The sequence below is a fragment of the Phytohabitans maris genome (assembly GCF_031085175.1).
Classification (GTDB): Bacteria; Actinomycetota; Actinomycetes; order Mycobacteriales; family Micromonosporaceae; genus Phytohabitans; species Phytohabitans maris.
In genome coordinates this window covers 1-6,150 of record NZ_JAVHUY010000090.1, presented here as the reverse complement: position 1 = coordinate 6,150, position 6,150 = coordinate 1, and the positions used below count along the sequence as shown (strand labels likewise).

Here is a 6,150-nt window from a genome sequence, read left to right as displayed (position 1 = left end):
TCGTCGGGCGTTGGCCGGCGTGCCGGTGCCGCGTGCGGCCGACGGCCGGATCGTGTTGGCGGCCGATGTCACCAGTTGGCTGCGTCCGGAAGCACACACGTCGCCGGAGCGGATGCTGTGTCATACCTACGGGCGGGGCAAGGATCAGCACATCATGATCCCGGGCTGGCCGTACTCGTTCGTGGCCGCGCTGGAGACTGGGCGCACCTCATGGACCGCGCCGCTGGACATGATCCGGCTCGCGCCGGGCGCGGATCTGGCCGTGGTCACCGCTGCTCAGGTACGCGACGTGGTGACCCGGCTCATCGACGCCGGACAGTGGCGTGTCGGTGACCTCGACATGTGGCTGGTGGTCGACGCCGGCTACGACGCGGCCCGGCTGGCTTGGCTGTTGCGGGATCTGCCGGTTCAGGTCCTGGCGCGGATGCGGTCGGACCGGGTGCTGCGCCGCCCGGCACCGGTGCGCCTGCCGGGTACCCCCGGCCGGCCGCTGCGTCACGGCCGTGAGTTCGGCTTCGCCGACCCGGCCAGCTGGGGCGAGCCCGACGTGACCACCACGACCCAGACCCGCCTCTACGGCACCGCGACCGCCCGGGCCTGGTACCGGCTGCACCCGAAGCTGACCCGCCGCGCCGCCTGGGCCGACTGTCCCGTCCTACCGATCCTGCACGGCACGGTGATCCGCCTCGACGTGACCCGGCTGCCCTCCGGCGCTACCGCCAAACCAGTCTGGCTGTGGTGGTCGCGCGGCGGTCCCGGCCACGACCCGGACCCGGTCACCGTGGACCTGCTCTGGCAGGCGTTCCTACGCCGTTTCGACATCGAGCACATGTTCCGGCTGTTCAAACAGACCCTCGGCTGGACCACGCCCAGACTACGCACCCCACAAGCCGCCGACCGCTGGACCTGGCTGACCATCGCCGCCTACACCCAACTACGGCTAGCCCGTCCCCTCGCCGTCGACCTGCGCCGCCCATGGGAACAACCCGCACCGCCCGAACGCCTCACCCCCGCCCGTGTCCGGCGCGGGTTTCGGCACCTACGCACGAACCTCGCCTGCCCCGCCAGCGCACCGAAACCCGCCCGGCCAGGACCCGGCCGGCCACCCGGCCGCCGCAACGACCAACCCACCCGCCGCTACGACGTACACACCGCCACCACCGGCGAAGCCGGGAAACCGAAACCCAAGACGAAGAAATCAACCAATCCCCGACGCCACCACACAGGTTAAAGATCAAGCTAGGCCCTGTATCAAATTCCTTGCCAGGCTGCGCCGGGCCCAGGACGGCGCCATGCGGCGCCGGGCGCAAGGCCACATACAACACCGGTATGCGACCTTGCGCCCGCCACCACCTGACGCCGCCTGGACTCCGGCTCGCACCGACAAACTCTTTGATACAGGCCCTAGCCGATCGTCAGCAAAACCTTGCCGACGTGCTCGCTCGCCTCCACCACCCGATGCGCCTCCGCCGCCGCCGACATCGGCAGCCGCCGGTCGATCACCGGCTTGATCGCCCCGGACTCGACAAGCGGCCAGACGTGGTCACGCACTCCTCGTACTATGGCGGTCTTTTCGTCGTGGCCACGGGCCCGCAGCGTGGTCGCGGAGATCGACCCCCGCTTGGCCATCAACGCCCGCAGGTCGAGCTCCGCCTTGACCCCACCCTGCAGCCCGATGATCGCCAAACGCCCGTTGGTGGCCAGGGCCTCGATGTTTGGCGCGAGGTAGCGGGCGCCGACGATGTCGAGGATGAGATCCGCGCCGCCGGCCGTGCGGACCTCGGTCACCCAGTCTTCGCCGGTGTAGTCGATGGTCCGGTCGGCACCAAGCGCCTTGAGCCGGTCATGCTTGGACCTGCGGGCCGTGGTGATCACCGTCGCGCCCAGTGCCACCCCAAACTGGATCGCGAACGTCCCGATGCCGCTCCCGCCACCGTGCACCAGGAGCGTCTTACCCTTCAGGTCGTGGCCGAGGTTGGACCACACCGTGCAGGCCACCTCGGGCAGCGCCGCCGCCTCCTCGACGGACAGGCCCGCGGGCACCGGCAGCGTGTGGTCGGCCGGCACCGCGACCAGCTCCGCGTACCCACCCCCGACGAGCAACGCACAGAGCGGCTCGCCGGTCGCGGTGTCGGTGCCGCTGACCTCCAGCCCTGGGTAGGGCGAAGCACCAGGTGGCGGGTTGTAGTGCCCCTGCCGCTGCAGCAGATCCGCACGGTTGACGGCAGACGCCACCGTGCGGATCAGGACCTCGCCAGGCCCAGGCCGGGGATCCGGCACCTCCGCCCAGGTGAGTACCTCCGGCCCGCCGGACTTGGGGATCGTGATCGCGCGCACGGCCACAGTGTCCCACCCAAGAACCGCGGCCCCCATGGCACACTAGGCACGGCCGCGCCTTGGCACTTCGCGAGGTGACGCTCCGCGAGGTGACGCTCCGCGCTTGCGCGGAGCGCCGAGAGGGCGACGGCCAGGGAGGGTTCGCCTAGTGGCCGATGGCGGCGGTCTTGAAAACCGCTATGGGTGGTGACACTCATCGTGGGTTCGAATCCCACACCCTCCGCTTTCGCCCCGCTGACCAGCCCAAACCCGGTGCCCGGCTGAACGGGTGGGTCTCACGGTGTCTCGCTGGATCTCGCCGTCGCTCGCTGTTCGGGGGCGCATCGGGGGTAAGCGGGGGTGCCCACGCCCTGATCGGCGCCCTGCGCTCCCAGGCGAGTCGAGTCTTGCGTCCTCGGAGGAGAGGGCTGAATGCTTAGGAAATGTCGTAGCGATGATCCACACTGGATCGGACGAGGGCAGGCAGCCCACAGATCGATCTAGAGGGGTAACGATGAAAGCACAACACGTCGCGGTACTCGCCGCGTGCCTCGTGGGCGCTGCGGCGCTCCAGCACTTCGCGCGGATTGAGGCGAAGCACCTGGGTCTCACCGCAGTCGAGCTGGGTCTTCTGGGTGTTGGCGCCACGCTGGTGGTTTCGCGCAAGCTCGCCTAGCGGCGGTGTGGCCGTACTCACGTACGAATCGCCGCGCGTGTCGATCGCCAAGATTGGCACTCGCTCGCGTAGAGTGCTAACCGTTCCCGCAGCGCGTGCGCGCTCCTGGGGGCGGGATAAGTGAATAGGAGGTGCCGGACGTGGTCCGGTACGAGATCCGGCGGAGCAGCAGCTCCAGCCAGCCGTACTACTGCCGTGCGGTGTCGACCGGTAACAACGCGGTCCTTATGACCAGCGAGACCTACCGGGCGAAGGCCGACGCGGTCAACGTCGCCAACATCATGAAGGGCGGCAGCGGCGGGGCGACGGTTGTCGACCTGACGTAGTACGGCGAGACAAAGCCCGCGGGTTCCGAGATGCTATCGACACCTCGGACTCCGCGGGCTCCGTCGTTCAACGACATTCCGCCGAATACGTCACGCAATCATTACGTTAGGTAGTCAGTCGGGGAACGTCCTTCACCATAGGGACGCCTTCGAGGCTCCGTCCAGAGATCGTGATCTAGTTGATAGAGGCAGTTCCTAGGTCGCTGGGGCGGGCATCTCCGAATAGGTCTGATGAGTGGCGAGCAGACGCATCTCGTAGCGGCCGACTCTACGACGGCGCGGTTGCCCGCCGCTGTGTGGCTTACCGCCCCGGGCCGTAGGCCCGGGGCGGCTTTCCGTGGCGGCGGCTTGCCGCGCGCAGCAGGCGGTGGTGGGCGGGATCTCCTCGGTGGGGCAGCCTTCTCGGTGTCCGACCGAGGAGATCCCGCTGGGTGACCGAACCTCCCTGATCTCCGAGGAGGGCCGGGGTCCGGGGCGGAGTCCCGGTGCCAACACGGTCCATCCGTGTTTCAGTGCGCTTTCTGTTGATTGCGGACCGTTGGCACTCTCGTGGTGCGAAGGGGGCGACCATGGCGGACGGAAAGCAGCCAGACCTTGCGAGACTTGTGGCGGACCTCGATGCGTTGGATGCGGAGTTCGTGAACGCCTACCACGGCCGCATGGGCGGTTGGCGGCTTCGGCTTGGACCTGTCCACTTACGGGGCCGCTTCGGGTCTCAAGGCATCGCTCGGATCTACGCGCTCTTCTGCGCAAGCTGCTTCGTGACGGGCGGAGTGCTCGCTGTCTTCTCGGCGACCAAGGAGTTGGGCGTAGCGGTGGTTGTCGGCGCGATCTTCGCCGGTGGGTCGTTCGTAGGCCAGTGGTGGACGGTCCAGATGGGCGAGGAGATGGAGGCCGACCGCGAGGTCTACGGACCGGAGGAGGTGCGCCGTCTGCGGGAGATGCTGCGTCGCCGTGAGCGCTTGGCAGCACGGATCGAACGGGTGGAGCCCGGCTACTTCGATGAGGAGAAGTAGCGACGGCAGGTGCGGCGTGCCGCGGGCGGCCGAGGACGGGCCGGAGGCCCGCCCGCAGGGCGATCCGCGAGCGCGCACGGTGCGCCGCGCTTGCGCGGTGCCTTGATCCTGAAGAGAAGGAATCGGCAGCGTAGACGTTCACAAGACGTACACCGCGTCACCGCGTTTACCGCGTGGCCTTGTCCTGTGCACGTGGCGCACATCGCGGGCGACCCCGCGCACGGGACACTAATCCGAAAATGAGCGTTGGTGGGCGTGCGGCAGCGTCCCGGCGTAGCGCAGTGGAGCCGGGACTGGGTTTGTTTGTGGTTATGCGGCGGGTTGGAGGGTGACCTGGTAGCCGAGGGCGTTCAGGCCGCGGATGTGGTTGCGGACGGCGTGTTGGGTGCTGGTGCGGGTGTCGTAGTGGTCGGGTCCCAGGTCGATGAACCTGGCCTGTTCGTCGTGGAGTAGGTGCCAGACGATGGTCAGGATGGACCGGCCGATGGCGACGACGGCTTTCTTCTTGCCCCGGCGTCTGGCGATGCGGCGGTAGCGCTGTCCGAGGAAGGTGCTGGTTTTTGACGCGCCGACAGCGGCTTCGCCCAGGGTGCGGGCCAGGTATGGGTTGCCGTGTCCGGTGGCGCCGTTGCCCTTGTTCTTGCCGGCGGATTGTTTGACGGTGGGGGCGAACTTGGCCCAGGAGGCCAGGTGGCCGGCGGTGGGGAATCGGGTCATGTCCACACCGATCTCGGCGAGGATGGCGTGGGCGGCGGTGGTAGCGACGCCGGGGATTTCATCCAGGCGGGTCACCGCTGCGGCGAAAGGGGCGACCAACTCCGCGATGCGCTGCTCGACCGTGGTGATATCGGCGTTGACGGTGTCGATCTGGGCGAGCATCCGGGCCAGCAGGAACGCGTGGTGTTCGCTGAAGCGGCCGACGAACGCCTCTTCCAGTTGGGGCAGTTTGGTGCGCATGCGCGTGCGGGCCAGTTGAGCGAGGGTCTTCGGGTCGCGTTCCCCGGCGATCAGGGCCTGCATCATCGCCCGCCCGGACACACCGAAGATGTCACTGGCGACCACGGACAGCTTGATCTGCGCGTCTTCGAGCAACTTCTCCACCCGGTTCTTGGCCCGGCCCCGATCGCCGACCAGGTCGATGCGGTAGCGGGTCAGGTCGCGAAGCTGACGGATCGGCGCGGGCGGCACGAAACTCGGACGGATCATGTCCCGCTCGGCAACCTTGCACAACCACACCGCATCGAGCTTGTCGGTCTTCGGCCGTCCCGGCAGGTGCTTGACATCGCGAGCGTTGACCAGCCACACCTCGAACCCGGCCGCCTCCAACAAGTAGAACGGCGGCTTCCAATAGTCCGAGGTCGCCTCCATCACCACCCGGGTCACCCCCAGCCCGGCCAGCCACTGACCCAACGCGATCAGCGACCGGGTCATCGTCGGGTACGTCCTGACCTCCTGCGCCCGCCGTCCCGACCCGCTCGGGCTAGGCACCCGCACACAACAGACCACCTCAGCCTTGCCGATATCCAACGCCGCGACCCGCTCAACGATCTCGTCGCGGTCCCGCGTCTCTTCCAACATCACAGACCACCCCACCCCAGCCGAACCCATACCAGACCGGTCGCCCGCAGGAGCCGCAAGGGCGAAGCGAAGCTAATCCGCGTGCTCGAAGCAACAGTGAAGAACCCAACAACGCGGCTCCCAGCATCCGACTAGACGACGGCCTCAACAGCCAAGCAGCAACGATGTCAACGAGCGACCGGACCCCCAATTTTCAGCCCGGAACGAGCTCCCCCACCAGGGGAAACGTGACTAGACG

General features: G+C 67.9%; 6 protein-coding genes and 1 tRNA gene. 4 read left to right on the top strand and 3 right to left on the bottom strand.

Annotated elements, in window-relative coordinates; all coding sequences use genetic code 11:
• A partial coding sequence (locus tag RB614_RS44050) for an NF041680 family putative transposase (RefSeq protein WP_308715508.1) occupies positions 1-1,231 on the top strand: 1,231 nt, incomplete at its 5' end.
• 173 nt (positions 1,232-1,404) lie between these two features.
• Here the strand turns inward: RB614_RS44050 and RB614_RS44045 are convergent.
• Positions 1,405-2,337, bottom strand: coding sequence for an NAD(P)H-quinone oxidoreductase (locus RB614_RS44045; RefSeq protein ID WP_308718672.1), 933 nt, complete (start codon positions 2,335-2,337; stop codon positions 1,405-1,407).
• A 134-nt stretch (positions 2,338-2,471) separates the two neighbouring features.
• Between RB614_RS44045 and RB614_RS44040 the strand changes: the two genes are divergently transcribed.
• Positions 2,472-2,560, top strand: a tRNA-Ser gene (locus RB614_RS44040).
• A 192-nt stretch (positions 2,561-2,752) separates the two neighbouring features.
• On the opposite strand, the gene RB614_RS44035 is transcribed toward RB614_RS44040, so the two are convergent.
• Complete coding sequence (locus tag RB614_RS44035; RefSeq protein ID WP_308718671.1) at positions 2,753-3,043, bottom strand: hypothetical protein; 291 nt, start codon at positions 3,041-3,043, stop codon at positions 2,753-2,755.
• A gap of 89 nt (positions 3,044-3,132) precedes the next feature.
• On the opposite strand from RB614_RS44035, the gene RB614_RS44030 reads away from it, so the two are divergent.
• Both RB614_RS44030 and RB614_RS44025 read left to right on the top strand, forming a co-directional pair.
• A complete protein-coding gene (locus tag RB614_RS44030; protein ID WP_308718670.1) occupies positions 3,133-3,318 on the top strand; it encodes a YegP family protein in 186 nt (61 codons plus the stop codon).
• A 569-nt stretch (positions 3,319-3,887) separates the two neighbouring features.
• Complete coding sequence (locus RB614_RS44025) at positions 3,888-4,334, top strand: hypothetical protein (RefSeq protein ID WP_308718669.1); 447 nt, start codon at positions 3,888-3,890, stop codon at positions 4,332-4,334.
• Between the two features lie 309 nt (positions 4,335-4,643).
• On the opposite strand, the gene RB614_RS44020 is transcribed toward RB614_RS44025, so the two are convergent.
• Positions 4,644-5,912 (bottom strand): IS110 family RNA-guided transposase, encoded by a 1,269-nt coding sequence (locus RB614_RS44020; RefSeq protein ID WP_308714092.1) that lies wholly within the window; start codon positions 5,910-5,912, stop codon positions 4,644-4,646.
• Between the last annotated feature and the right edge of the window lie 238 nt (positions 5,913-6,150).

Excerpts from the sequence above, each read along its gene's own strand:
- RB614_RS44025 (WP_308718669.1), top strand. The coding sequence starts at position 3,888 with ATGGCGGACGGAAAGCAGCCAGACCTTGCGAGACTTGTGGCGGACCTC.
- RB614_RS44020 (WP_308714092.1), bottom strand. The coding sequence starts at position 5,912 with ATGTTGGAAGAGACGCGGGACCGCGACGAGATCGTTGAGCGGGTCGCG.